The sequence below is a fragment of the Marinobacter sp. EVN1 genome (genome assembly GCF_000475375.1).
GTDB classification, from domain to species: domain Bacteria; phylum Pseudomonadota; class Gammaproteobacteria; order Pseudomonadales; family Oleiphilaceae; genus Marinobacter; species Marinobacter nauticus.
The window spans coordinates 1-25,805 of the sequence record NZ_AXCB01000034.1 but is presented as its reverse complement, the minus strand read 5'-3'; the positions used below and the strand labels follow the sequence as shown (position 1 = coordinate 25,805).

The 25,805-nt window shown below is 54.3% G+C and carries 22 protein-coding genes and 1 pseudogene; 13 read left to right on the top strand and 10 right to left on the bottom strand.

Going from position 1 to position 25,805, the window contains the following annotated elements; all coding sequences use genetic code 11:
* The first annotated feature begins 62 nt into the window (after positions 1-62).
* From pheT to Q674_RS34070, 3 genes are read left to right on the top strand one after another with little or no spacing between them, the layout of a single operon-like run.
* The gene (gene pheT, locus Q674_RS34080) at positions 63-2,435 is read left to right on the top strand and encodes a phenylalanine--tRNA ligase subunit beta (RefSeq protein WP_023009308.1); all 2,373 of its coding nucleotides are present in this window, start codon (positions 63-65) and stop codon (positions 2,433-2,435) included.
* Positions 2,436-2,438: 3 nt separating this feature from the next.
* Positions 2,439-2,741 carry an integration host factor subunit alpha gene (ihfA, locus tag Q674_RS34075; RefSeq protein WP_011785529.1) on the top strand — a complete coding sequence of 101 codons (303 nt, stop codon included), beginning with the start codon at positions 2,439-2,441 and terminating at the stop codon, positions 2,739-2,741.
* The gene (locus Q674_RS34070) at positions 2,722-3,087 is read left to right on the top strand and encodes a MerR family transcriptional regulator (RefSeq protein WP_011785528.1); all 366 of its coding nucleotides are present in this window, start codon (positions 2,722-2,724) and stop codon (positions 3,085-3,087) included. The genes ihfA and Q674_RS34070 overlap by 20 nt, the downstream gene beginning before the upstream one ends.
* Before the next feature lie 90 nt (positions 3,088-3,177).
* On the opposite strand, the gene Q674_RS34065 is transcribed toward Q674_RS34070, so the two are convergent.
* The gene (locus Q674_RS34065; protein ID WP_011785527.1) at positions 3,178-3,366 is read right to left on the bottom strand and encodes a DUF2892 domain-containing protein; all 189 of its coding nucleotides are present in this window, start codon (positions 3,364-3,366) and stop codon (positions 3,178-3,180) included.
* A gap of 112 nt (positions 3,367-3,478) precedes the next feature.
* On the opposite strand from Q674_RS34065, the gene Q674_RS34060 reads away from it, so the two are divergent.
* The gene (locus Q674_RS34060; protein WP_023009307.1) at positions 3,479-4,120 is read left to right on the top strand and encodes a Crp/Fnr family transcriptional regulator; all 642 of its coding nucleotides are present in this window, start codon (positions 3,479-3,481) and stop codon (positions 4,118-4,120) included.
* Here the strand turns inward: Q674_RS34060 and Q674_RS34055 are convergent.
* Together Q674_RS34055 and Q674_RS34050 are read right to left on the bottom strand one after the other, a co-directional pair.
* Positions 4,109-5,245 (bottom strand): glycerate kinase, encoded by a 1,137-nt coding sequence (locus tag Q674_RS34055; RefSeq protein WP_023009306.1) that lies wholly within the window; start codon positions 5,243-5,245, stop codon positions 4,109-4,111. The genes Q674_RS34060 and Q674_RS34055 overlap by 12 nt on opposite strands.
* Position 5,246: 1 nt before the next feature.
* Positions 5,247-5,699 carry a winged helix-turn-helix transcriptional regulator gene (locus Q674_RS34050; protein WP_011785524.1) on the bottom strand — a complete coding sequence of 151 codons (453 nt, stop codon included), beginning with the start codon at positions 5,697-5,699 and terminating at the stop codon, positions 5,247-5,249.
* Between the two features lie 199 nt (positions 5,700-5,898).
* On the opposite strand from Q674_RS34050, the gene putA reads away from it, so the two are divergent.
* The 5 genes from putA to Q674_RS34025 all read left to right on the top strand — a co-directional run bounded on the left by putA (position 5,899) and on the right by Q674_RS34025 (position 14,761).
* Complete coding sequence (putA, locus tag Q674_RS34045; RefSeq protein WP_023009305.1) at positions 5,899-9,528, top strand: bifunctional proline dehydrogenase/L-glutamate gamma-semialdehyde dehydrogenase PutA; 3,630 nt, start codon at positions 5,899-5,901, stop codon at positions 9,526-9,528.
* 117 nt (positions 9,529-9,645) lie between these two features.
* On the top strand, positions 9,646-10,857 hold the full coding sequence (locus Q674_RS34040) for an MFS transporter (RefSeq protein ID WP_081698951.1): 1,212 nt from the start codon (positions 9,646-9,648) through the stop codon (positions 10,855-10,857).
* 2 nt (positions 10,858-10,859) lie between these two features.
* A complete protein-coding gene (locus tag Q674_RS34035; protein ID WP_023009303.1) occupies positions 10,860-12,125 on the top strand; it encodes an MFS transporter in 1,266 nt (421 codons plus the stop codon).
* A gap of 273 nt (positions 12,126-12,398) precedes the next feature.
* On the top strand, positions 12,399-13,733 hold the full coding sequence (locus Q674_RS34030; RefSeq protein WP_023009302.1) for a site-specific integrase: 1,335 nt from the start codon (positions 12,399-12,401) through the stop codon (positions 13,731-13,733).
* Between the two features lie 80 nt (positions 13,734-13,813).
* Positions 13,814-14,761: a hypothetical protein gene (locus Q674_RS34025; protein ID WP_152526082.1), complete on the top strand. Its 948-nt coding sequence runs from the start codon at positions 13,814-13,816 to the stop codon at positions 14,759-14,761.
* A gap of 7 nt (positions 14,762-14,768) precedes the next feature.
* Here Q674_RS34025 and Q674_RS34020 read toward each other — a convergent pair whose 3' ends face one another.
* The 3 genes from Q674_RS34020 to Q674_RS34010 form a co-directional block, all read right to left on the bottom strand.
* Positions 14,769-15,827 carry an inovirus-type Gp2 protein gene (locus Q674_RS34020; RefSeq protein ID WP_152526081.1) on the bottom strand — a complete coding sequence of 353 codons (1,059 nt, stop codon included), beginning with the start codon at positions 15,825-15,827 and terminating at the stop codon, positions 14,769-14,771.
* Between the two features lie 111 nt (positions 15,828-15,938).
* The gene (locus Q674_RS34015; protein ID WP_152526080.1) at positions 15,939-17,489 is read right to left on the bottom strand and encodes a DUF3987 domain-containing protein; all 1,551 of its coding nucleotides are present in this window, start codon (positions 17,487-17,489) and stop codon (positions 15,939-15,941) included.
* 9 nt (positions 17,490-17,498) lie between these two features.
* A complete protein-coding gene (locus Q674_RS34010) occupies positions 17,499-17,720 on the bottom strand; it encodes a helix-turn-helix transcriptional regulator (RefSeq protein ID WP_023009298.1) in 222 nt (73 codons plus the stop codon).
* Between the two features lie 273 nt (positions 17,721-17,993).
* Here Q674_RS34010 and Q674_RS34005 point away from each other — a divergent pair, with 273 nt between their 5' ends.
* The 4 genes from Q674_RS34005 (at position 17,994) to Q674_RS33990 (ending at position 21,438) form a co-directional block, all read left to right on the top strand.
* Positions 17,994-18,338, top strand: coding sequence for a hypothetical protein (locus tag Q674_RS34005; protein ID WP_023009297.1), 345 nt, complete (start codon positions 17,994-17,996; stop codon positions 18,336-18,338).
* A 99-nt stretch (positions 18,339-18,437) separates the two neighbouring features.
* Positions 18,438-19,400 (top strand): DUF932 domain-containing protein, encoded by a 963-nt coding sequence (locus Q674_RS34000; RefSeq protein ID WP_023009296.1) that lies wholly within the window; start codon positions 18,438-18,440, stop codon positions 19,398-19,400.
* Between the two features lie 86 nt (positions 19,401-19,486).
* Positions 19,487-20,488, top strand: coding sequence for a lambda-exonuclease family protein (locus Q674_RS33995; RefSeq protein WP_031210246.1), 1,002 nt, complete (start codon positions 19,487-19,489; stop codon positions 20,486-20,488).
* 62 nt (positions 20,489-20,550) lie between these two features.
* Positions 20,551-21,438, top strand: coding sequence for a hypothetical protein (locus tag Q674_RS33990; RefSeq protein ID WP_023009294.1), 888 nt, complete (start codon positions 20,551-20,553; stop codon positions 21,436-21,438).
* 56 nt (positions 21,439-21,494) lie between these two features.
* Here Q674_RS33990 and Q674_RS33985 read toward each other — a convergent pair whose 3' ends face one another.
* The 4 genes and pseudogenes from Q674_RS33985 to Q674_RS41220 all read right to left on the bottom strand — a co-directional run.
* Positions 21,495-22,247, bottom strand: a complete 753-nt coding sequence (locus tag Q674_RS33985; RefSeq protein ID WP_023009293.1) for a response regulator — start codon at positions 22,245-22,247, stop codon at positions 21,495-21,497.
* Complete coding sequence (locus Q674_RS33980; protein WP_023009292.1) at positions 22,244-24,922, bottom strand: sensor histidine kinase; 2,679 nt, start codon at positions 24,920-24,922, stop codon at positions 22,244-22,246. The genes Q674_RS33985 and Q674_RS33980 overlap by 4 nt, the downstream gene beginning before the upstream one ends.
* The gene (gene kdpC / locus Q674_RS33975; protein ID WP_023009291.1) at positions 24,919-25,524 is read right to left on the bottom strand and encodes a potassium-transporting ATPase subunit KdpC; all 606 of its coding nucleotides are present in this window, start codon (positions 25,522-25,524) and stop codon (positions 24,919-24,921) included. The genes Q674_RS33980 and kdpC overlap by 4 nt, the downstream gene beginning before the upstream one ends.
* Before the next feature lie 10 nt (positions 25,525-25,534).
* Positions 25,535-25,805: pseudogene (locus Q674_RS41220) on the bottom strand (potassium-transporting ATPase subunit B); the annotation flags it as partial.

Sequence of the window (25,805 nt, the reverse complement as noted above, 5' to 3'; positions counted from 1 at the left end):
TACGACACCAGGAATTGGCGTAACAGGCTCAGAATCAACCGAATCAGGACAGGACCAGGATAATGAAATTCAGTGAACAGTGGCTGCGCGAGTGGGTAAACCCGAACATTGGCTCTCAGGAGTTGATGGACCAGATCACCATGGCCGGGCTGGAAGTCGACGGCTTTGAGGCCGTGGCTGGCGAATTTTCCGGGGTGGTTGTGGGTGAGGTTATTTCCGTTGCGCCCCATCCGGATGCCGACAAGCTGCGGGTGTGTCAGGTGAGCAATGGCGAGCAGACCGTGCAGGTGGTCTGTGGTGCCCCCAATGTTCGCGACGGGCTGAAGGTGCCTTTTGCCGAGGTGGGCGCTGTACTGCCCGGCAATTTCAAGATCAAGAAAGCCAAGCTCCGGGGCCAGCCCTCCGAGGGTATGCTGTGTTCGGAATCCGAGCTGGGCTTGTCCGATAACCATGACGGCCTGATGGAGCTCCCGGAGGATGCCCCGGTTGGGCAGCCGGCGGCTGACTATCTGAAGCTCAATGACATCACCATTGATGTGGATCTGACCCCGAATCGCAGCGACTGTCTGTCCATCAAGGGCCTGGCCCGGGAAGTGGGCGTGTTGAACAGCCTGGTCACCAATGCGCCTTCCATTCCGCCTGTGGAAGCGGTGCACTCGGAAGTGCCTGATATCCGGGTGGAAGCCCCTGAGGGTTGCCCCCGTTATCTGGGGCGTGTTCTGCGCAACGTCAATCTGCAGGCAGAAACGCCGCTCTGGATGCAGGAGAAGCTGCGTCGTTCCGGTATCCGTTCCATTGATGCGGCGGTGGATGTCACCAACTACGTCATGCTGGAACTGGGCCAGCCCATGCATGCCTTTGACCGGGATGAGATCAAAGGTGGGATTGTTGTGCGTATGGCTGGCTCGGGCGAAAAACTGGTACTGCTGGACGGTCAGGAGGTCGAGCTTACTCCGGAAACGCTGGTGATTGCCGACCACGAGAAGCCAGTGGCCATTGCCGGTGTGATGGGGGGCGAGCATTCCGGGGTGAGTGAGAAAACCCGGGATCTGGTGCTTGAATCCGCCTATTTTGACCCGATCACGCTGGCCGGCAAGGCTCGTCAATATGGCTTGCATACAGATGCCTCCCACCGTTTTGAGCGGGGCGTGGATTATGAGCTGGCACGGGATGCCATGGAGCGGGCAACCGGTCTGCTGATGGCTATTGTCGGGGGTGAGCCCGGCGAAATTGTCGAGGTCGCCAGCAAGGATCACCTGCCAAAGGCGCGGGTGATTGATCTGCGTGAGCAGCGCCTGGCGGATGTGTTGGGGCTTAGAATTGACCGCACTACCGTTGAAGAGATTCTCAGCCGGCTTGGTCTGCACATCGACAAGCTGTTGAAAGACGGCTGGCGTATCAGTGTGCCCAGCTTCCGGCCGGATATTTCCATCGAAGAAGACCTGATCGAAGAGGTCGGTCGCATTTTTGGTTACAACAATCTTCCGGTCACCGAGCCAACCGGCTCGCTTGGGCTGCGGGCCCGGGAAGAAGCGGTTCGGCCGTTGTCTGTCGTGCGTAACTTTTTCGTCGCCCAGGGCTACCAGGAAGCGGTGACCTACAGCTTTGTTGATCCCAAGGTTCAACAGTTGGTGGATCCGGAACGTGAGGGGATTGCGTTGGCCAATCCCATCTCGTCGGATCTTTCGGTGATGCGCACGACGCTGTGGAGCGGCCTGCTTAAAACCGTGGGCTACAACCAGAACCGGCAGCAGCCCCGTATTCGCCTGTTTGAGACCGGTTTGCGATTCGTTCAGGATGCCGATGGCATCAGTCAGCAGCCGATGCTGGCAGGGGTGGTGGTTGGTAACCAGAATCCTGAAAACTGGGTAAACGGTCGCAGAACCACGGATTTCTTTGATGTAAAAGGGGAATTGGAAAGCCTGTTCCGACTGCTTGGCATCGAGGTTGATTTTATTGCCAGCCAGCACCCTGCGCTGCATCCGGGCCAGACGGCGGAACTGTTGAGGGATGGCGAGCATGTGGGCTGGCTGGGTGCACTGCATCCACAAGTTCAGAAAAATCTTGAACTTAATGGCACGATCCTGATGTTTGAGCTATTCTTGAATTCGATCGTTGCCGGTTATGTGCCTAATTTCAAAGATATTTCAAAATTCCCGGAAGTTCGCCGGGATTTGGCTATCATTATCGGGAGCGATGTGGCGTTCGCCCAGGTAGAACATGTGGCCCGTAAACATGCTGGCGAGCACCTCACGGCGTTGCGTGTGTTTGATGTCTATGAAGGTGAAAGCCTGGGTGAGGGTAACCGAAGCCTGGCTCTGAGCCTGTTCTGGCAGCATCCTGAACGCACGCTTAACGAGGACGAAGTGCATTCGCTCTTCAATGGGGTTATTGATGCCCTGAAAGAAGAGTTGGGGGCAACACTGAGGAGTTGACAGATGGCGGCTTTGACGAAAGCGGACATGGCAGAGCGCTTGTACGAGGAGTTGGGGCTTAACAAGCGGGAAGCCAAGGAAATGGTGGAAGCTTTCTTCGACGAAATCAGAGGCGCACTCAGCCACAACGAGCAGGTGAAGTTGTCGGGTTTCGGTAACTTCGATCTCAGGGACAAGAAGCAGCGACCGGGACGGAACCCGAAAACGGGTGAGGAAATTCCCATCAGTGCACGGCGCGTAGTTACGTTTCGACCAGGTCAGAAACTGAAGCAGAAAGTAGAAGCGTATGCTGGAACCCAGTCATAACAATGAGCTCCCGGTTATTCCGGGGAAGCGTTATTTCACCATTGGTGAAGTAGCCGAGCTATGTGCGGTCAAGGCGCATGTATTGCGCTATTGGGAGCAGGAATTCCCGCAGCTGTCGCCGGTCAAGCGCCGGGGCAATCGCCGTTACTATCAGCGCGCGGATGTGATCACCATCCGCCAGATCCGCAGCCTGCTGTACGATCAGGGCTACACCATTGGTGGTGCCAAACAGAAGCTCAGCAGCAGCGAAGTGAAGGATGATACCTCACAGTACAAGCAGTTGATCCGTCAGATGATCACCGAGCTTGAGGAAGTGCTGGATGTGCTGAACACGCCGGTGCGTTGAGACAGCAGTAAGCCTGTCTGCATTGAAGAACGACAAAAGGCCAGAGTGGCGCGAGCTGCTCTGGCCTTTGTGTTTCTGAAGCCTGCAGGCCTATTTTGTTTTGCAGGTCTTGATGCCGAGCAGGGAATAGGCAGGGCAGTTACCCACCAGTGCTGTGGCCAGCGGTACAATGCCAATCCAGCCCCAGGGTGTCTGGGGGCCAACAAAGACCAGGGCCAGCAGGACAACACCCACGATGGCACGAATAATACGATCAGCGGAACCCATGTTTACCGTCATCTTGGTCTCTCCTGTGTGATGTCGGATGATGGTTTGACTATAGGCCTGTTATTGGCCGGGTTCAGTGATAAAGTCACACAGGCAGACGACTTTCGATACAAGGCAATGCGGAATGGCCAGGCACAGTATTCTCGACACACTACACGACTCCCTGCGCAAAGATGCCCTGGAGGGTCTCCAGGCCATGCGTTTCCCTTCCGGGCAGGTGCTGTTCAGTGCCGGAGAACATTGCCGGGGGCTTCCCCTGGTGCTGGATGGCAGTATCAAGGTGCAGATGACCGGAGCATCTGGCCACAGCATCGTGCTCTACCGTATGGGCGCTGACGATATCTGCACATTGTCCATTGGCTGTCTGATGACGGGCCGTGGCTACCGGGCTGAGGCCATTGTTGAAGATGAGGCAGAAGCCGCCATTATCCCGCGCGGATTATTCGATCGGCTGATGGATCAGTCGGCAGAGTTCCGGCTGGGGATTATGGAGTCCTATGGCCGTCGTCTTGACGATCTGATGTTGTTGGTTGAAGAAGTAGCGTTTCACCGCATGGATGAGCGTCTGGAGGAGTGGCTTCAGGTCCGTGCGGCTGCTGGTCAGAGTGTACTGAATATTACCCATCAGGAGCTGGCCGTGGAGCTGGGAACGGCCAGGGAAGTGGTCAGCCGACTGCTTAAAGAGCTTGAACGCCGGGGCCAGGTTCGGTTGGCCCGCGGCCGGGTAGAACTCACCGGATTACGGAAAACCGCTTCACCGGCGTGATAAACTGTGCGTCAGGCGCGCAAGCTGCTCTGAAGACTTCTCGAGGTTAGCTTCTGCCCGGCCATAGGCTTCCGTCAGGGTGATGGGCGCGGGGGTGATCGAGAAAGCCGCTGTTAACCCAACGCTATGAAGCGGAGCCAGTTCAGCCCCTAATTTTCCACACAGGCCAATCACTGGTACACCGCAGGCCTGTGCCAGTCTGGACACGCCGGCCGGCGTTTTGCCAAAGGCGCTTTGAGCATCGATGGCACCTTCCGCGGTGATCACCAGATCCGCGTTGCGGATATGCTGCTCCAGTTTGACGGCCTCCATCACCAGCTCTATTCCTGGTTGGAGTCGGGCGCCCAGAATACCCTTGACCGTGCCACCGATACCCCCGGCCGCGCCACTGCCGGGAAAGCTGGCAATGTCCAGGCCCTGCGCCTTAACCAGACGGGAAAAATGCGCAAGATTGGCGTCCAGCTGACGAACGTCGTCTTCATTGGCGCCTTTCTGTGGCCCGAAAACCGCTGCCGCTCCCTCCGGGCCCAGCAACGGATTGGTGACATCACAGGCCACAATCAACTGGATGCCGTTGAGTCTGCGAATGGCAGGTTCAAGGTCCGCCGTGGCCAGTCGTGCCAGGCCCGCACCGCCGGGCCCGATTTCCTCGCCCTGGTTATCCAGCAGGCGCGCCCCCAGAGCCTGTAACATGCCAGCGCCGCCATCCGTTGTGGCGCTTCCTCCCAGGCCCATGATCAATGTTTTCGGCCGGTGTTTCAGGGCTGCCAGAATCAACTCTCCGGTACCACGGCTGGTTGCCCGGAGCGCATCACGGGCCCCGGCGGGTACACAATGCAAGCCACTGGCTTCAGCTACCTCGATCACGGCGGTTTCGTTGTTATTGGCCAGGCCAAAGCGGGCCTCGATATGCTCACCCAGCGGGCCCGTGACGGCCACCGTATGCAGTTGCCCGCCCAGAGCCTCTGTCAGGGCCATTGTGGTTCCTTCACCCCCATCGGCGAGGGGGATTTCTACAATCTCATCCTCCGGTGCAGCGTTGCGCCAACCACGGGCGATGGCAGAGGCAACCTGCTGCGCTGAGAGACATTCCTTGAAAGAGTCGGGGGCAACAACGATCCGCATCTTACTGTCCTCGGTCTTTAACGTTTTCCATCACGACAAAGGTGCTGGTCTGGAGTACGTGGGGCAGGCTTGAGATCTGTTCTCCCAGAACCTGGCGGTATTCAGCCATGTTGCGGGTACGTATTTTCAGAAGATAGTCGAAATTCGCCGCCATCATATGGCACTGCTCCACTGCGGAGATTTGCCGGACGGCCTCATTGAACGCCGCCAGTGCCTTGCTGCTGGTGTCATTCAGGGTGACCTGGGCGAACGCAACATGAGAGAGCCCCAGCTTGGTCTGATTCACCATGGCGCTGTAGCCGGTAATGTATCCCTGATCTTCCAGCCGTTTCATTCGTACCTGACAGGGAGTCTTTGATAAACCGACCCGGGAAGCAAGGTCTGTCACGGTAATACGGCCGTTCTTTTGCAGTTCCCGGATGATGGAAAGATCGATTCTGTCGAGATCTGCCATGACTGCTATCCTTTGAGATAGTGGATGAATTTTTTTAAAAGGCCGAAACGTCCAATATTAGCGAAAGTGCAGGCTTATAGGTAATTTTTCAGGTACCAAAAAAGGAAAATAATAATCTATTGTGATGCTGAACAGGCTAATTGCATGTACCTGCTTCGCTAAAATGCGGTCAGTATTCAAACAATCAGGAGGGTACACCATGAGTCTTCAGCAATCTGTGGCACCGGAGCTCAACGACATTCGCCAGGCGATCCGTGCAAACTACCTGGCAGATGAACATGAAGTGATTCACCGGCTGATTGCTGAGGCCCAGTTGTCGGATGAAACCCGAAAGGCTATTTCGGCCCGGGCGGCAGAGCTGGTGCGTGATGTCCGCAACAGCGCACGCCCGACCATCATGGAAAAGTTTCTCGCCGAATATGGGCTGACCACCAAAGAAGGTGTGGCTCTTATGTGCCTGGCGGAGGCTTTGCTGCGGGTACCCGACAATCTCACCATCCAGGACCTGATCGAAGACAAGATCACCTCGGGCAACTGGGGTGCTCACGTGGGCAAAGCCAAATCCGGAATGATCAACTCGGCCACCCTGGCCCTGCTGATGACCAGCAACCTGCTGAAGGATTCCGAGCGCCAGAGTGTGGGTGATACCTTGCGTAAGCTGGTAAAGCGCCTGGGCGAACCGGTTGTGCGAACCGTGGCGGGCCAGGCCATGAAGGAAATGGGGCGCCAGTTTGTACTGGGTCGTACCATTGAAGAGGCACAGGACCGCGGCAAGTCCCAGGAAGAGCGGGGCTATACCTATTCCTATGACATGCTGGGCGAAGCGGCGCGCACCGATGCCGATGCTCAGCGTTATTACCAGGCGTACTCTGATGCCATTGACAGCATCAGCAAGCGCTGCAAAGGCGATGTAAGAACGAATCCGGGTATCTCGGTGAAGCTGTCGGCGCTGCTGGCACGCTATGAGTACGGGCATAAAGAGCGGGTGATGAATGAGCTCATGCCCCGGGCACTTAAGCTCGCCAAAAAGGCGGCAGCGGCCAACATGGGCTTCAATATTGATGCCGAAGAGCAGGATCGTCTGGATCTTTCCCTGGATGTGATTGAGGCCATCCTGTCCGACCCGGAACTGAAAGACTGGCAAGGTTTTGGTGTTGTGGTCCAGGCGTTCGGCAAGCGTGCCTCGCAGACCCTGGACTGGCTCTATGCGCTTTCTGAAAAACTGGATCGCCGCATCATGGTGCGGCTGGTTAAAGGTGCTTACTGGGATGCCGAGATCAAGCGTGCCCAGGTGATGGGCCTGTCAGACTTTCCGGTCTTCACCCGCAAGGCCTGCAGCGACGTCGCTTACCTGGCCGGTGCTCGCAAGCTTCTGGGCATGACCGACCGTATCTACCCGCAGTTCGCCACCCACAACGCCCATTCGGTGTCAGCGGTGCTGGAACTGGCCAAGGATCTGAGTCGGGATAAATTCGAGTTCCAGCGCCTGCATGGTATGGGGGAATCCCTGCACGATCAGGTTCTGGAGGACAGTGGTGTGCCTTGCCGGATCTACGCGCCGGTGGGTGCTCACAAAGACCTGCTGGCTTACCTGGTTCGCCGGTTGCTGGAGAACGGTGCCAACAGTTCCTTTGTTAACCAGATTGTGGATACCAGCATCACCCCGGAAGAAATCGCCAAAGACCCTATTGATGTGGTGGTGGGCCTTGGCCATAACCTGTCCAGCAAAGCGATTGTGCATCCGTCGAAAATCTTTGGTGAGCAGCGTCGAAACTCCAAAGGATGGGATATTACGGATCCAGTGACGGTGGCTGAGATTGATGAAGGTCGTAACCGTTACAAGAGCCATCAGTGGAAAGGTGGCCCGATACTGGCCGTGGATTCTGTCAGTGACGAAGTGGTTGAGGTGCGGAATCCTGCAAACCCGGACGACCTGGTCGGTCACATCACCTATACCTCAGAGGCGGATATTTCGTCAGCTCTGGACGCCGCTCAGGAGGGCTTCAAACAGTGGTCTTCGGTACCGGCGGAAGAGCGTGCGGCCATGATTCGCAGGGTCGGCGACCTGTACGAAGAGAGCGTGCACGAGCTGTTTGCGCTAACCACCCGAGAAGCAGGCAAATCCCTGTTGGATGCCGTGGCCGAGATTCGTGAGGCCGTGGATTTTGCCATGTTCTATGCCAATGAAGGCATCCGTTACAAGAATGACGGCGAGGCCCGTGGTGTAATGTGTTGTATCTCGCCCTGGAACTTCCCGCTGGCGATCTTTACTGGCCAGATTCTGGCGAACCTGGCGGCCGGTAACGCGGTGGTGGCCAAGCCGGCAGAACAAACCTCGCTGCTGGCCTTCCGGGCCGTGGAGCTGATGCATCAGGCCGGCATACCCAGGGCTGCGATCCAGCTATTGCCTGGTACCGGCGCCACCGTGGGTTCTGGCCTGACGTCCGATGCCCGGGTGACCGGCGTGTGTTTCACGGGTTCAACCGCCACGGCGCAGCGGATCAACAAGGCCATGACCGAACACATGGAGCCGGATGCACCGCTGGTGGCAGAAACCGGTGGCCTGAACGCCATGATCGTGGATTCCACCGCGTTGCCGGAGCAGGTGGTGCGTGATGTGCTGGCATCCTCCTTCCAGAGCGCCGGTCAGCGCTGTTCTGCACTTCGCATGCTGTATGTACAGAAGGACATTGCCGATAATCTGCTGGAAATGCTCTACGGTGCGATGGAGGAACTGGGCATTGGTGATCCGTGGCAGTTGTCGACCGATGTGGGCCCGGTGATCGACGAAAATGCCCGCAAGAAGATTACCGACCATTGCCAGAAATTCGAGCAGCAGGGCAAGCTGCTCAAAAAACTGAACGTACCGGAGAAGGGCCTGTTCGTGTCGCCGGCAGTGCTTCAGGTGAGCGGAATTGAAGAGCTGAAAGAGGAAATCTTCGGCCCGGTGCTGCATGTGGCCACGTTTGAAGCCAAGGACATCGACAAGGTGATTGACGCCGTCAATGCCAAGGGATACGGCCTGACTTTCGGTATTCATAGCCGCGTTGACCGCCGGATCGAGCACATTGCCAGTCGTATCAAGGTGGGTAACACCTACGTGAACCGTAACCAGATCGGCGCCATCGTCGGTTCCCAGCCATTCGGTGGCGAGGGACTGTCGGGTACCGGGCCGAAAGCCGGTGGCCCGCAGTACGTGCGCCGCTTCCTGCGCGGTGAGGTGGTTGAAAAGCCCGCTCAGTCCAGTGACAAGGTGCTCAGTACCGACAAGGCTCAGAAGTTGATCGACAAGCTGGCCAAAGTAGCGGTACCGGAGGCGGAAGGTCGTCAGGCGTTGCTGGATCCCTTCTTCGGCAAGGTGCCGGCGCCTCTGGACGAAGGCTACGAGGAGATGCCGGGGCCGACGGGCGAGCAGAACCATCTGTCCTGCCATGGTCGCGGTCTGGTGCTGTGCCTTGGCCCAGACGCCGAATCTGCCGTTGAGCAGGCCGGCACCGCCCTGTCGCAGGGTAACAAGGTGGTGGTGATTGCACCGGGCGCCGAGAAAGCACTGGCCGATGCCATCAAGGCGGGCCTTCCGGTTGTTGCCAGCGATGGCATGCTTGATCCGGACGCTCTGAGCCATCTGACCGGCTTTGAAGCGGTGGTGAGCGTAGCCGAGAAGCCGCTGCTCAAGCAGTACCGCATGGCGCTGAGTAAGCGTGAGGGCGCGCTGCTGCCGGTGATCACCGAACACAAGCTGGATCAGCGCTACGTGATTGAGCGGCATCTGTGTATCGACACCACAGCGGCCGGCGGTAACGCCAGCCTGATTGCGTCGGCTGAATAAAGCCGGTTTAGGCCGGGGGAGCGCTTCCCCCGGCTTGTCCTTTCCTCGCGTTTCTGTTGCGAGCCATTCGCGTTACCATAGCCCGCTTTAGCTACATCATTCGAATCGGGCATCCACTTGCAAAGCAACCATTCCAGCCACCGCGACTCTTCCGGGCGAGCCTCTGAGGCCTCGCAAAATTTCTTCGCGGTCTGTCTGTCACTGACGCTGTGTTTTGTCGTCTATTCAATGCTGATTGTGGCAGTGCCTGTGTATGGACTTCAGCTTGGCGCGTCTCCGCTCGTTCTGGGTGCAGTGTTAAGCGCCCAGTATCTGCTACCGCTGGTCCTGGCCATTCCCCTGGGAGGCATCGTGAGCCGGTTTGGTGGCAGGGCCACGCTGCTGGCCGGGGCGGGCATTATGGTGGCAGGCTTGTTGTCGATGCATGCGTGGTATGGCTATGCGGGCCTCGTGACTGGTCAGTTGCTGGTGGGGCTGGCTCACCTCCAGATGGTTCTGGCCGCCCAAACCATCATTTCCAACCTGGGCACCGGGCCGAGGCTGGAGCAGTACTTTGGCTGGTATGCCACCTGGCTGTCGGGCGGGCAGGTTATCGGCCCGCTGTTGGCCGGTGTTGTGCTGAAGTCTTCTGGTACCCAGTACGTGTTCCTTGTGATGGCTCTGTTTGCGCTGGCCTCGGGCGTTGTAATACTCCGCCTGACCGGGCAGGCGAGGGAACGTATTCACGTTACCCGAAAGCAGGCGGGCTTCCGGGCGCAATGGCAGCTTGTCGGCAGTAACCGCGGGGTGCAGTTGTCGATTCTGGTCACGGTATTGGGGATGTTCGCGCTCGGGGTCTACGGCAGCTACCTGCCGGTGTATCTGGAGAGCCTGGCCATCAGCCCGTTGATTATTGGAGTTCTGGTCAGTCTTCGAGCCGGCGTTTCCATGCTGGTTCGGCCGTTTATGGCGCGCATTATTGCGCTCGCCGGGGGCCGCGTGCCGACAGTGTTGCTCTCGCTCGGTACCCTTGCCACTGGCCTGGCTTTTCTGGGGGCGTCTGAACAGTTGCTGCTGATGGCTGCCCTGGCCATGTTGGTCGGTATCGGTTCCGGCCTTACCCAGCCTTTATCCATGGTGATCCTGGCGGAATCTGTGGAACGTGAGCGGCGCGCAGGGGCATTGGGTATGCGTTTGATGGCAAACCGGGCGGTGCACTTTCTGGCGCCCCTGTTCTTTGGCCTGCTACTTGAACTGAGCGGCTTTACACTGGCTTTCGCCGCTTCAGGTATACTGATTGGCTTCGCGCTTATTATGGCGCACCGACTGTTCAGCTCCGGGAATCTGTAACCATGTCTGGCACGGCCTCCGGCACCTACGATCGACTGATCAACCCTGTACTTGTCGCAGGCTGTATTATTATTCTGGTTGGTTTTTCCGTGCGGGCCTCGTTTGGTCTGTTTCAACTGCCGATTGCCCTGGAATTTGCCTGGCCAAGGGAGTCGTTTTCTTTGGCCATCGCCATTCAGAACCTGTTCTGGGGAATCGGGCAACCCATCTTTGGTGCCTTTGCTGAACGCTACGGTGATCGCAAAGCTATCCTGGTGGGCGGTATCTGTTACGTGGTCGGGCTGGTTGCCTCGGCATTCGCCATTACCCCGGGCCAGCACCAGCTTCTGGAAATGCTGGTTGGGTTCGGGATTGCCGGAACCGGATTCGGGGTCATTCTCGCTGTCGTAGGGCGCTCTGCCCCGGAAAAGCATCGCTCCATGGCGCTGGGCATTGCAACCGCTGCCGGTTCTGCAGGGCAGATCATTGGCCCGCCCGTCGCGCAGGCGCTGCTGAGCCAGATGCCCTGGCAAAGCGTGTTCATGGTGCTGGCCGGTTTCATTACGGTGTCGATGCTTGCCCTTCTGTTTATGCGGGCACCCAAGGCGGCGCCCTCGGTATCGACCGATGAACAGATGGGGGTGGTGCTGAAGCGAGCGGTGAAAGACCCGTCGTTCCTGTTCATTTTTATTGGCTTTTTCTCTTGCGGGTATCAGTTGGCTTTCATCACCGCGCATTTTCCGGCGTTTATAACCGAAATGTGTGGGCCAATTACGCCAGACAGCCTGATCTACGTGCTGGGGGTAACGTCAGCGTCCGGGCTCGGCGCCATCTCAATTGCTCTGATCGGTCTGTTCAATATCGGTGGCACACTGATGGCCGGCTGGTTGGGTAACCGTTACTCGCGCAAGTACCTTCTGGCGACGATTTACCTGTTACGAACAATCGTCTCTGCCGCCTTTATCATGGCGCCCATTACTCCTGAAAGCGTGGTGCTCTTCTCGGTGGCAATGGGTTCGTTGTGGTTGGCGACGGTGCCGCTGACTTCCGGCCTGGTTGCGCACATATACGGCTTGAAGTACATGGGCACGCTCTATGGCCTGGTATTCTTTTCGCACCAGCTTGGCGGCTTTCTTGGTGTCTGGCTGGGTGGGGCCCTGTACGACCTCTACCACAACTACACGCTGGTGTGGTGGATTGGTGTGGGCGTTGGCGCGTTGTCGGCACTGATTCACCTGCCGATTCGGGAATACCCCTGGGAGAAGCGTGGGCAGGCGGTTGCTGCCTGATAGAACGACAAAGCCCGGACCTTTCGGCCCGGGCTTTGTGTAGGGAATTCTGGTCGGGACGGTAGGATTTGAACCTACGACCCCTTGCACCCCATGCAGGTAAAATACCCTCCAAAGCAGTCCAGTCTCATATAAGCGAATTGCCTTAGGCTATGTTTTTATTGCTTTTTTAGTTTTGAGCTTTCCAATGTAATCCTATACCATCCAGTTTAAACGATCGAGAAACGGTGACCAAACGGTGACGAGAATTCAGCTGAAACGGAATACCTGTTGATGGCTACCATCACAGACAAGCAAATGAACGCCAAGCCAGGAAAATCAGTCTGGCTGACTGAAGATGCACCGCGCGGGTGTGGACGCTTCATGGCCCGTATTTTGAAAAGTGGTGAAAAGCTATTTTACTTCAGGTACACGAGTTCGAATGGTGATCGCGTTTTTCTTCCAATCGGCAATTACGATCAGTCTGGCAAAGACGGACTGACTCTGCGGGAGGCCCGAGCCAAAGCAGGTGAATACTCCAGGCTCTATCAGGGTGGAACCAAGGATGTGAAGGAACACTTGGAAGCAGAGGAAGCAGTGCGAAAAGCAAGGCGCGAAGCGGAAATGGCAAGGTTAGCCGCAGAAAGAGAGTCAATTGAAGCCGAGAGAGCACGTCAGGCAGCGCGGAAGACCGTTGTGGAAGTATTTGAGCATTGGGCCGTCATTGATCTTAAAAACCGCAAGGATGGCGGCAGAGAGATTCGAAGGGCTTTTGAGAAAGACGTGTTACCCGCCATCGGCAGCTTGGCTGTTGCGGATGTTCGAAAATCCCATGTTATTGAGATCGTCGATAAGCAATTAGGGCGCGGTGTGACTCGGATGGCTAAACTGACTTTTAGCCTCATGCGTCAAATGTTCCGATTTGCTGTAGATCGTGACTTCATAGAAAACGACCCGACGGCAAGCATAAGGAAAACCAAGATCGGTGGTAAGGATACAGAGCGAGATCGAGTTTTATCAGACGATGAAATTAAATCATTAGTGAAACAGTTAGCGAACTCGAAGCTTTTGGTTTCAAGCCAGATAGCGATCTGGATTGCGCTGTCTACTTGCTGCCGTATTGGAGAGTTAATCAATGCAAGATGGGCACATGTAGATTTAGAGGGTGGCACCTGGGTAATACCGGAGGAGAACAGCAAAAATGGCAAATCTTTGACAGTATTTCTGTCACCCTTTGCCGTTAGGCAGTTTCGATCTCTGAAACAATTGCATTCTGAAAGTGATTGGTGCTACCCCAACAGGGCGGCAACCGGCCCGGTATGCTCAAAGACCATTACAAAACAAATTACTGACCGTCAGAAGCCCAAGGAAGGCAAGGTGTTGAAAGGAAGAAGTTCTTCGCCGCAAGCTTTATCTTTAGATGGAGGACGTTGGACACCGCATGACCTGCGAAGAACGGGTGTCACGATAATGGTACGATCTGGGGTTTTACCAGAGGTCGCTGAGCGCTGCCTAAACCATACGGAAGAGAATAGGATGCAGCGAATTTATCAACGCCATGACTATGCCCGCGAAATGAAGAGTGCTTGGGAGATACTCGGTACTCATTTGGAAGAGCTTGTTTCGTGACCTCCCACGCAGATCTCTTGCATCTTGTCACACTCGCTGAGGACATCGGTTGCAATCCGATGGAGCTCCTGGGGGAACTAATGACTGGCCCCGAGTCGATCTATGCCAGGTTCCCAAAAGGGTTAGATTTGCTCGTTATTGGCGGCAGAAAACTATCACCAAGAGGGAGCTTGTCTCAACTAAAGCAAGGAACGAAATCGGTCTCAGCGCACTTGGTTCTGAATAAGCCGGATTTTATCGAAATTGACAAAACAGAGATTGCTCAATTTGTATGGCAGAGATCCGTACAGATTGAGAGAAGCAATGCTATTTGTTATTTAAAAGCTGGAAAAAGCCTTGAACGATTAACTCCAGCTGAATATTGTCTAAAATTTACAGATGAGACAGAGTTGAAAATGGGGGTCGCCGAGGACTTTGTTATTGTAAGGATAAAAGATAGCGGGAAATCAGAAATATTCGGTTTCGAATATGATCACAGCAGCTTCAACGTACTTGTTTACGATATCTATGCTCCCGGCCTTTTAATGAACTCGATTTCCCATATTTTGAAGTGTGGAGAGCGAAGTGTAGGAAATGCTGGAATGACGCGTCCAGAATGGATGTCAGAGGTACTTTGGTTGTTGAACAGAGTTTGGTACGGCATCTTGCATCAAGAGAAAAATAGAATCACTTCCAGCCAAGTATCTTTAAAGGACAAAAGAGAGAGGGCAGAACATGCTCTTAAACTATATTTGCGCAACGAAGTTTCGGAAAATCTCATGAGCGTGATGCTCCAGGTTATTTTCAGTAAAAAAAGCACTACTGATAAGCTAACCGAAGCAGCCAAAAATTTTTCATTTGAGGTTTTTCCGAACCAACCTCAATTTTTGAAAATTATAAATGGATTGGCAGAAAGATACTCTACCAATGGCATAAAAGGAATTGCTGAGAGCCCAAATTGGGAGGCGGCTAGATTAGATGTCTCCAAAAGATACGGTCTTGGAAAACGTTTCACTGAACACTTAGACCATATTATTGTCCGGGATTAATTAAATACTAGCTATTTCTCATGTGTCTAGGTCTACCGCGCTTAGACTTTCGTTGGACTTGGCCCTTGAATAGGACCCTGCCGTACTCTGATGGAAGTTGTATTATACAGTCCGACTTCGAAAGATAAGAGCTAATAACGCCTTTTAAGGTTTTAAGTGCAGATTCATTACTGTGGTTGACCTGGCCAATTCCCAGCTCCGGATATTCGTGTTTTCTGATTTGACAGTTGTGAACTCTCCCTTGACCGAGTGTGATATTATTTGCCCAATGCTCTCCAATGATTTTTGCTAAGCTGATATCGTGACTATGACTGGATCCATCCAGGAAAATGAGGACATGAAGATGGTAGCCTTTTTTTAGCCCGAACTCTAATCTCGCGATACTGGTAATATAGTTCAATCCAAGAACTTCAGATCGGAGGTCGGTTCTCATTTTCCTCCAGTCATTCTTGATTTTTTTTAGATCAGATTCTTTGAAACCTTTTATTCCAAGGCTTGGGTTGTATGATAGATCGACTCTCAAAACTAAAGCGCGAGCGAAGTTTTCGAAAACAAGGTCAATCGTATTGTTGATACTTTTTTTTCTCTTTTTCCGAGTATTTTCAAATCGACGCATGAGTAATTTATAATTATCAGAGCTAAGTCTTTTTTTTATCCGATCGAAGCAAAGGTTCAGTACTCTAACTTTGTCAGTTGAGGGAAGGTCATTGAACGATCTGTTGCATTCTTTAATTTGATTGCTACATTCATTGACAATCTCTATTGCAGGATGGAACTTGTGTTTAGGGAATAATTGGTAAGCTTTTGGGACATCCTCAACCAATGCATGGAACAATCGAATTCCTGTAGGATTCATGTTTATCTTTTCATTGCCCTGGTTGTCGATTGATATACTGTATGGATAAATTTTTATTGAGCTAATCGTGTTAACAAGAGATAGGACTGACTTCATTTCTGTTAAGCAGCTTTCCCTATCGTCGTCTCTAATAGGATTCATCTCTTGAGCTGTATCTGTTTCTACGGTTTCCATCTCTTCATTGAGCCTTCTTCTGATATTATGCTTCACTGTTAGCTACGCTCTATTAAAATAAGATCCAAAATTATTTTGAGTGTGGTAGAAGAAATGCGCGCTTTTCCCTCGTAAAAAAAGCCATAATTTAAATTTCAGTTAGTAAAGTCAATCGTAATATCTCGGCTTAATTTCGATTTCGTTATATAGTCGTACATTGTCTTCTGGGCTCATTGGTAAGGTGTCGATTACTGTAACGGTCTTACCATTCGGTCTCTGATAAATTATTTCAGATACAATTTTATTTGCAGTTAAAATTTCAATGGCCTCTCGCAACGCATTGCGTTTTCGGAGTCCAGTGGGTCCATATTGAAGAATTCGACTTGTCCTTAAGAATCTGAATCCGAAGGCAATAATTTGATGGTGAATCCATTTATGAAGATCTGCCGCGTCTAACTGACTTTTAGGTTTGGGCACGAAATGGTTTAAGAACTGAAACGAGTGCCAAAAAACAATTTGCTTTGCTAAATTAACTGTTTGGTGGCTTATTTTTCCTTCAAAGCCCTCAAAATAGTGAATTACTGCTGCAACTCTCGCTATATTTTCAGGCAATTTTGCCGCATGGTCTTTTGCAAACTCATATAAGCCTCCCGGTAAAGAATGCTGAACCAAAGAATTTCTGGTTCCTAATATTGAAAACCTGGCTTCATCGACGAATTTAATTAAAAATCTCTCATGCTCTTTTTTCTGTAATTTAAGAATTTCAAACATTGACCCAAGTAATTCGGTCACTCTTTCATAGAATGGTTCATAGCTTGACGTATCGGGTTTTTCGCCATTAGAAAAATTTCTCATGACTTGGTCGTAATTTGCGTTTAATGCGCGGGCCTGGTAACCAGAATGACGTGCTAGCTGATGATTGCTTTCAAAATGCTTTTGGTGAACCTCGCTTTGAATTAGTATAAGGCTTGTAAGCCTAGAATCGTAAATGGTCTGGTTACCAGTTGTCGCCGTGTCACGAGATATTTGTTCGCCTCCCCAGCCTGCATTTTGAAGTGGGAAATCGCATAGAGCACCACTGCCTAGCGCATTACCACCCTCACTGCTCAGTTGGAAGACAGATAAGGGGTTGTTGTACAGTGCCTGTCTTAATCCCAGGCTGGTACTCGCTTCAATTATTATTTGCGGACGGGGTGGCGGTGTTGGCTCTTCTTTAGCTAATTCCAACATTTGCTGTTCTAATTCGGCTGTGTCTTCTCCTGCTCCGGCAAGCTTCCGAATGTTCTTTTTAAACTCCTGCTTTTTCGATTTGTGTATTTCCAGCTTGCATTTATATGCGACCTCAAGGTGCCTAAACTCGCTTTCGGCTTTCCTCTGTGCTGCTTTAATTGGTTTAGTGATTTGGTTTTCCACAGTGGTCTTACCCGACCCGGATGGGCCAATTCCATAAATTGACAGTGATAGCGGTGTTTTTGTCTCTGGAAATAGTTCAACATTTGCGTGTCCCTGAACGGATGCTGCCATGACCGCCAATGCAGTATCTGCGATTAACTCTATCTGTGCACCAGTGTTTCGCTGAACCGCATAAACAAGCTCGCTAAATTTGGGTGCATGAGATAGATTTGGGAATTGAAGATTTAAAGGCGGTATTTCCTCATAAAGAGGGTTTTGAACAGGAGCCGGGCAGTTCTGCTTGTAAGCGGAAAAAGGAGTAGGCACGGTAATTTCTCACATCCGAGACTTTTTAATTTGGCTTTTGAGCCACTCGTTAATTTCAGCTTCGATCCACGCCACTGCGCCGCCTCCCAGTTTGATTTGTTTAGGAAACTCCGGGTCGTAGTACTGAGAGGCCGGATTTAGTTTGTTGTAGATTGTGGATGATGATACGCCGAGCCGTTTTTCTAGCGATTTTAAGCGGATCATTTGTAACTCACCGTCGAGTGCTGTCATTGGATGTTTCTCCTTCGCGTTCGTTCTTTCATAACGCTATTCCAACGCGTCAGTCATTTACACCATATCTTGCTCCCATTTACTCCCACTAATATCCTGAGGTGAGGATATATTTCTGAATACGGGCTTTATCTGAACCTGCTAACACTGCTAACCGTTAGCAAAATTAGCAATGTTAGGACTTCTACTCGAAAAAAGTTTTAAACCTATATCACCCCTGTGAACCGGGGCACTGACAGTGCCTTCCCTCCCAATTCACAGAGGTAATTTCCAATGTCTGAACAATGCCCCAACTGCCTGTCCAGGCGGATTGGAAAAAGCAACTACGGCAAGAAGACGGCTGGTGTGGTCGGTGCGTCTGCGGGTACTTACGGCGGCTATGCGGCTGCCACCGCCGGTGCTCAAGCAGGCGCTGCCTTAGGAGTCGTTGCTGGTCCCGTTGGTGTGACCTTGGGTGGTATCGGCGGTGCCGTCATTGGCGCGCTGTTGGGCGGTGCAACGGGCGCTTCCGCTGGCGTAATTCTCGGCGATGTTCTGGATGAACGGGTGCTCGACAACTACCGCTGCCTCGACTGCAGCTACTCCTTCAGCGATGACCCTGGCTCCCCCGAGAGATAACTCCACGTCCCAAAGGCGCTGCCAGTCTCCCTCGGGTGAAAAGATAACTCCCACCGGAAAGACGTTAATTTTCTTAATAAATTTCACAGGAGAACAACCATGGCTCATCTCATCGAACAAATGGCCTACGTGGGCCAAACCCCATGGCATGGCCTTGGGAATGAACTAACCACAAATCAGCCTCTGGAAGTCTGGGCAAAGCAAGCCGGTCTGGACTGGCAGATCCAGGAAAGCCCCGTCCGCTATGTCACCAATTCCAGTGGCAGCCTGGGTGAAATCCTGTCCTACCCGGATTCCAAAGTGCTTTACCGCTCGGATACCAAGGCTCCGCTGTCGGTCGTCGGTAACCGCTTCAAAGTGGTCCAGCCCGAGGAAATCCTGGAGTTCTATCGGGACCTGACCGAGGTATCCGGTTTTGAGCTGGAAACTGCCGGTGTTCTAAAAGGCGGTCGCAAGATGTGGGCACTCGCCCGTACCGGTCAAACTGGCGTGCTCAAGGGCAACGACCAGACCAATGCTTACGTGCTGCTGGCCACCGCCTGTGACGGCACCATGGCAACCACCGCTCAGTTCACCAGTATCCGCGTGGTGTGCAACAACACCCTCGCGGTTGCCCTGGAAGGCTCCACCGCCAATGCCGTGAAGGTGAAGCACAATACGGCGTTCGATGCGGACCTGGTGAAGAAACAACTGGGCATATCCGTTTCGGCCTGGGATGACTTCATGTACCGCCTGAAAACCCTGAGCGAACGGAAGGTGAAAACTACCGAGGCCAGGAACTACTTTCTCAAGGTGTTCACTGACGATTCCGGTACCGGCATTGGCAAAACCAACGAGCGCTCCATGGCGAAGGCTCTGGGCCTGTATGAAGGCGAGGGCATGGGTGCCAACCTGGCATCCTCAGAAGGCACGGCCTATGGACTACTGAATGCCGTCACTGAGTTCATCGATCACGAGCTGCGCGCCAAAACCGTTGACCATCGGTTGGATTCTGCCTGGTTCGGAACCGGTGCTGCCATGAAGAACCGTGCATTAGAGCAGGCCATGTCACTTGTGGTTTGAGCCAATCCCACAAATTTCAAAACCGCCATAAAGCCCACCGGAGCCTGATGCTCTGGTGGGCTTTTTTATGTCTGGAGGAAAACATCATGGGCATGAGTGCAAACGCAAATCAGAAGCCACGAGCGGCATTGCGCCTGGTCTCTACCAAGGGCCTGAGCCGGGATGAATGGCTGAGGGTCCGCAAGCAGGGCATTGGCAGTAGCGATGCCGCTGCATCGGTCGGCATGAACCCTTACCAGTCCCAACTGGAGCTCTGGATGGTCAAGACCGGCAGAGATGCTGGCTTACCAAAACCGGATTCAGACGACCCCGCTTCACCGGTTTACTGGGGCCATATCCTGGAACCGATAGTGGCGGAGCAGTACAGCCAACAAACGGGGAGGAAGGTGCGCCGGGTGAATGCGGTATTGCAGCACCCAGATCCGGAGAAACACTGGATGTTGGCCAACCTGGATTATTCCGTGGCGGCTGATGACGATGTGCAGATCCTGGAGTGCAAAACGGCAGGGGAGTTCGGGTCGCGTCTATGGAAAGAGGGCGTGCCGGACTACATTCAGTGCCAGGTGCAGCACCAGTTGGCTGTCACAGGCAAACAGGCGGCGGACGTGTGCGTTCTTCTGTGTGGCCAAGAGTTGAAGATCTACCGCGTTGAAAGGAATGAGGAGCTCATCGAAGCGCTGTATGTGCTGGAGCGCCAGTTCTGGGATTTCGTGGAAACGGACACTCCGCCACCGGTCGATGGAACTGACTCCGCAGAACGTGCCCTCCGCCATCTGTACCCAGTAGACAGAGGCGAGATCCTGGACTTCAGCCAAAGCAAGGAGCTGACCGATGCCTTCAACGAGCTGCTGGCCATCCGCTCGGAAATGGAAAGCCTTAAATCCACTGAATCCCACCTGAAGCAGCGAATCGAGAGCCAGATGGGCGAAGCCTCAAAGGCAACCTTCCCAAGTGGCAGCGTCAGCTGGAAGAGGAGCAAGGATTCCGTTGGGCTTAACGTGAAACAGCTGTTGAAGGATCAGCCAGAACTGCTGGAGCAATACCCACTGACGAAGCCAGGAAGCCGTCGATTCCTCATCCAAGCATAAACCCCCATTGGCCACTTGGGCGTGACGAGCGCCCCGTGGCCCTTTTTATTAGGAGAACGATCATGATTAAAGGTTTAGCCATTACGCCTCCGGTTTTGGGGCGTATCAGCATCGGCAGGGTCGTTGAAAAGAACGGTATCCGGCTACCGCAGAAAGACGATCAATTCACTATCACCTCCCAGATCCAGGAAAAGGATGGCTGGGTGCTTCACCCTATGGACGAGGAACTGAGAAAGGATGCCCCAAACAGCAAATTGCGGATCATCCCAGTGCGCATGCTGTTCAACGACGCGGATCTCAATCTGCGGGCTGAGTACACCATGTTCGACCGTAAAAGCGGGCGCCCAATGTGTGTAGGTAATGGCGACACCTGTAAGCGCCTGACGCAGTCAGGAGTGCAGTCTTTGCCATGCCCTGGACCAACGTTGTGTGAGTTCGGCAAAGGAGGACTATGCAAGCCCTACGGCCGTCTGAACGTGAAGGTGGGCGACGACGATGATCTCGGCACTTTTATCTTTCGGACGACTGGCTACAACAGCATCCGGACACTTGCAGCCAGGCTGAGCTACTATCAGGCGGTCTCTGGTGGTCTATTGGCGTACATGCGATTGGAATTGAAGCTGCGAGGTAAAAGCACGACGCAGAGCCATCGGACGCCGATCTACTATGTGGATCTAGTGGTCAAAGAAGGGTTGTCACTGCAGGAGGCGGTAGTCGAGGCAAGGGAAAAGGCAAGGCAGTTAAAGGATGAAGGGGTTGACCAAGCAGCACTGGATGCGGCTGCGGCGAAGGGATTCGGCAATGCGCTATTTGAATATGATGAGGATGAGATGAGTCAGGTGGTTGAGGAGTTCTATCCTGCCCTTGCAGGCGAGGAACTAATGGACAATTCCTCAGTTGTCTCTAAGCTGAGGAAAGGCATCGACTCGACAAGGTCAGCTTCTGGCTAGATTTTGACAGGTGGCCCGAGTGGGGCCACCTGTCTTAAACCGAGGTTGTCTATTTTTTATTCAGGCAGCACCGAATCACGGTTTTCCCCAGTCTCAAGAAACCGGTACCCTACACCTGGCTCTGTCTGAATATACTTTTGTTCCGTCGGATCGTCGCCAAGCTTCTGTCTCAACCGTCCGATCAGAATGCGCAGGTAGTGGGTATCCGTTGTATGCGTCGGTCCCCAGATATCCTTGAGTAGTTGAGACTGTGTGACGATCTTTCCAGAGGCGAGCAGCAACACCTTTAACACGGCAAATTCTTTGGGGGTCAGCCTCACCGGCTCACCATTTACTGAGACTTTGCGCATCGAAAGGTCTATCTTCAGTGTGCCGTTATCGAATAAGGCAGAGGTTTCTGAGGCTCCCGATTCATTTCCTTTCTGATGGATTCGCAACTGAGTCCGAACCCGTGCGAGCAGTTCGTCCACGCCAAAAGGTTTGGTGACGTAATCGTTGGCACCCAGATCCAGCGCCTTCACTTTTTCAAGCTCCCGATCGCGAACGGAGAGAATGATCACCGGAGCCGTTGACCACTCCCGCAAACCTGCCAGCACGTCCGAGCCATCCATGTCCGGTAGCCCAAGGTCCAGGATCACCAGGTCAGGCGAGTGCCGTGCGCACAACCCCAGCCCGGCTTCGCCGTTTTCGGCTTCGAGTAGCTCGTAACCCTCGGTTTTCAGGCTGATACGCAGGAAATGCCGAATCTGGGCCTCGTCATCAATCACAAGAATGCAGGGTTTTTCCCGGTTTGGCGCTGGCGTGCTCATTCAGTGGCTTCCCGATTCGATTCTGACTCGGGGGATTCTATCAGAGGCAGGGCTATCTCGATGGTAGCGCCGTGCCCATTGGGCCCGGCCAGCGCCTGAATCCGACCACCGTGGGCCGCCACCATGCCGTGACAGATGGCCAGGCCAAGCCCACTGCCGTGCGGCCCTCGATCCCCTTCGCCGCCGGTGAAGAACATGTCGAACACCTGGTCTCGCTGCCCCTCCGGGATGCCCGGCCCTTCATCGGAAATGGCAACGATCAGTTCATCGCCCTTCCGATGAGCCTGGATGGACAGGGTGGAGTTGTCGGGGGCGAACTTGGCGGCGTTCTCGATAACATTCACCAGGGCCTGTTCAATCAGCGCCGGGTGGACAAAAAGCAGCGGCAGGTCTTCCTGCACCTCACGCTCAACCCGGACATTCGACATCAGGTTTCGGGTGCGTCTGAGCGCCGACGACAGAATGTCGGTGAAGGCAATCCAGTCCCTCTCGATCTTCAGTGTTCCGTGCCCCAGCTTGGTCATATCCAGAAGGTTGCGAATATAACGGTCGAGGCGTTCCCCTTCACCGAGCACGGAATCGATGAGGCTGGCCCGGTCCTCATCAGACAGGCGGTCAAACATCGACTTCAGAGTACTGGCGGAGCCAATCATTGAAGCCAGCGGTGTTCTCAAATCGTGGGAAATGGAGGAGAGCAGTGCAGAACGCAGGCGTTCGGTTTCCTCCGCCACTCGGGAAGCGGACAGATTCGCAGCGAGGTTCGTACGAAACCATGCCAGGCCCAATTGATGAACGTAGACGTCGATAGCAAGCCCTCGATAATACTCAGGCGCCATATCCTCAACCCGTAAACCCAGCACCCCATACACTTCGCCGTCAGCTTCTATCGGTTCAAAACGCCAGGGCAAACTATGTAACGTGTCAGAGAAAGCGCCGCTGGGCTTGGCATTGCGAATCGCCCAGTCAATGGCGGAACGTGCAGCGTCGTTCAGGGTATGAGCCGGCCCTCCCTGATTTACAACTTCAATGGCGTCGTTCTCTGGGCTGCGCTGGGCAATAATCAACGGCACTTTGAGCTGCGTGAAGAGAGTTTCCACGGCTTCTGTCTGTACAGACGAAATGTCCGGGGCAGAGGCAAGGCGACGGGTGAACTGCAAGTGTGCATCGGCAAGATCATTGGATGCCCGCAACATTTGCACCTGGTCCCGTAACCGGCCGGCAAGGTTGCCACCCGTGACGGCAATCACCAGGAAAAACACCACGGTCAACAGCTCATCGGTGTTGACCATCTGGAAGGTGAGCCGTGGCTCTGTGAAGAAAAAATTGTAGGTCAGAAAGCTCAGCATTGCGGAAAACAGGGCCGCGCGGATGCCGGTCCGGGCGGCAACCCAGAGTACCGACGTCAGGAAAATCAACGACAGGTTCCCCAGAGGAAGCACGTTCTCTAGTGCCAATGAGATAGCGGTTGCAATGCCCACACTCCCAACTGCCCAGGCATAATCACTCCAGCGAACCGGCTGGTCAGTAGCGTCAATCAAAGGCCGTCGCTGCTTGCGCGGTACCGGAATGAAGGTAACTTCAAAAGCCTCGGCCTGCTTCAAGAGCCTGCGGCTGGTGGATTTACGGAAATGCCACCAACGATTATGGGAGCGCCCGAGAATCAGTGTCGTCACGTTCTGGTCGCTGGCGAAGGCCAGGATTTCATCCGCAATGTTGTAGCCACGAAGCGTTTTGACCTCGGCGCCCAGTCGGGACGCCAGGTCGAACACTTTCTCAAGCCGTTGGCGTTCTTCGTTACCCGCCCTGCCATTATCGACGGTCACGACCGTCCAGGGAGCCTTTCGTCGTTCCGCAAGACGCCTCGCGGCCCGAACCAGTGTTTCACCCTGGCCAGAGCCGTCAACCGCGACCAGCAGTCGCGAGCGAATGTGCCAGGGGCCTGCGATGCCTCGGGATTGCATATTCTCCCGCACATCGGAATCCAGCCGTTCGGCGATGGCCTGAACGGCAAGCTCCCGCAGGGCAGACAGATTGGAGGGCGAGAAATAGCCATCCATCGCAGCGCGGGCCTGTTCCGGCACATACACCTTGCCTTGCCGAAGTCGTTCCAGCAGCTCTGAGGGAGTCAGATCCACCAGGACGATGTCGCGTGCGCGCTCCAGAATCGAATCCGGGACGGTTTCCCGCATCCGCACCCCGGTAATGCTGGCCACCACGTCTGACAGGCTCTCCAGATGCTGGATGTTGATTGCCGTCCAGACGGTGATCCCTTGATCCAGCAGTTCCTCGATATCCTGATAACGTCTAGGGTGGCGAGTACCCGGGATGTTGCGATGGGCCAGCTCGTCCACCAACAGCACATCGGGTTTTCGTTTAAGGGCGGCATCGACGTCGAATTCCCGGAACCGCTTGCCGGCGTATTCCAACTCTCTTGCAGGCAACTGCTCGAGGCCCTCGCACAGGGCCTCGGTATCAGCGCGGCCGTGGGTTTCCGCGACGCCGACGACCACATCCACGCCCTGCCGCTTCAGTTCGTGGGCGGCTTGCAGCATCTGGTAGGTCTTGCCCACACCCGGAGCGGCACCCAGAAAGATTTTGAGCCCTCCGGTGGACTCACGCTCCTGAGTTTTCAGGAGCGCGTCCGGGTTAGGGCGATTCGGGTCGCCTTGATTCACTCGTTCAACTCCTCGCCATCCAGTGCCAGGTTAATTTTCAGAACATTGACTCGCGGCTGGCCCAGAATCCCGAGGGTGGGCCCCTCGGTGTACTCGGCAATCAGTTCATTGACCCGGGCAATCGGAATATCGCGGGCCCTGGCCACACGTTCGGCCTGTATGATAGCTGATTCCGGTGAGATGTGAGGGTCTATGCCGGAACCTGAGGCCGCCAGCAAGTCCACAGGAATGGACGTTGGCGCAATCTCCTCCCGCTCTGCAATGGCCGCGGAATCCTCTGCAACCCGCGTCCGCAATTCCGGATTGCTGGCCGCGTAATTCGAGCCCGAGACGGAGAAAGGATCGTAACTGGCCGCGGAAGGCCGACCGTGGAAGTACTCGGCGGCGACGAACCGCTGCCCCACCAGTTCCGATCCGACGATCTTGTCGTCCACAAGGATCATGCTTCCCAATGCCTGATGGGGAAACATGACCTTTCCAACCGTTGTAACCAGCAGGGGATACAGCCCGCCGCACAGCAGGATCATTACAACGGCCGCGCGCACCGCAGAGAGCCAGGAAGCGGACCGGGTGACGGTCCCGGTTTTTGAGTCAGTCATCATGTCAGTCTCCTCAGATAACCACGGTGAGCATCAGATCCAGGGCCTTGATGGCCGCGAACGGCAGCAACAGGCCACCTAATCCGAAGATCAGAAGGTTGCGGCGCAACAGCTGGGTGGCGGTTGCCGGTTTGAATTGCACGCCTTTGAGGGCGAAGGGGATCAACGCCGGGATAATCAGCGCATTGAAGATGGTGGCAGCCAACACCGAGCTCATCGGGTTTTCAAGATCCAGCACGTTCAGGGCATCCAGGGCCGGCAGGCTGGTGACAAACAGCGCTGGC